The organism is Candidatus Protofrankia californiensis (assembly GCF_900634765.1).
Taxonomy (GTDB): Bacteria; Actinomycetota; Actinomycetes; order Frankiales; family Frankiaceae; genus Protofrankia; species Protofrankia californiensis.
The window spans coordinates 25,133-26,131 of sequence record NZ_CAAAFT010000444.1; the positions used below are offsets into that span (position 1 = coordinate 25,133).

Here is a 999-nt window from a genome sequence, read left to right on the forward strand (position 1 = left end):
TTCGGGCAGATCACCTCGTGATCCCCCGTGGTCCCTCGCGATCGCGCCGCCTCCGGCCGCTGGCGGTCACCCGGCCGCAGACCACTACTCGTCAGACCTCCTCAACGCTGCTCGGCTCTCGCCGGGACAGGTCAATACCGAGTTCCTCCGCGGCGCGGAAGACGTCCTCGTCGGTGTCACGCATTTCGATGGAAACACCGTCACTGGAAAGAACTTCCACGTTCAGGCACAGTGACTGCATTTCCTTGATGAGTACCTTGAAGGACTCCGGGATACCGGGTTCAGGGATGTTCTCGCCCTTGACGATGGCCTCGTAGACCTTGACGCGACCGAGGACGTCGTCCGACTTGATGGTGAGCAGCTCCTGCAGGGCGTAGGCGGCACCGTAGGCCTCCAGCGCCCACACCTCCATCTCGCCGAAACGCTGTCCACCGAACTGCGCCTTGCCACCCAGCGGCTGCTGGGTGATCATCGAGTAGGGGCCGGTCGAACGGGCGTGGATCTTGTCGTCGACCAGGTGCAGCAACTTGAGGATGTAGATGTAACCGACCGCCACCGGGTACGGGTAGGGCTCGCCGGTCCGGCCGTCGAAGAGCTTGGCCTTGCCGCTGGCACCGATGAGCTGGACGCCGTCACGGTTGGGCAGCGTCGAGGAGAGCAGACCGGTGATCTCCTCCTCGCGGGCGCCGTCGAACACCGGGGTGGCCACGTTGGTGTCCGGTGGCGCCTGGTCCGCCCTGATGCCGCGCAGACGCTCCTTCCAGTTCTCGGAGCCGTCATCGACCTTCCAGCCGGTCTTGGCCACCCAGCCGAGATGGGTCTCCAGGATCTGGCCGATGTTCATCCGGCGGGGCACACCGTGCGGGTTGAGCACGACGTCCACCGGGGTGCCATCGGAGAGGAACGGCATGTCCTCAGCGGGGAGAATCTTCGCGATGACACCCTTGTTCCCGTGCCGCCCGGCGAGCTTGTCACCATCGGTGATCTTGCGCTTCTGGG

Annotated in this window: 1 pseudogene; it reads right to left on the reverse strand. The window is 65.0% G+C overall.

Going from position 1 to position 999, the window contains the following annotated elements:
* Positions 1-91: 91 nt before the first annotated feature.
* Positions 92-999, reverse strand: a pseudogene (locus DD1DGNOD_RS30135) (DNA-directed RNA polymerase subunit beta); the annotation flags it as partial.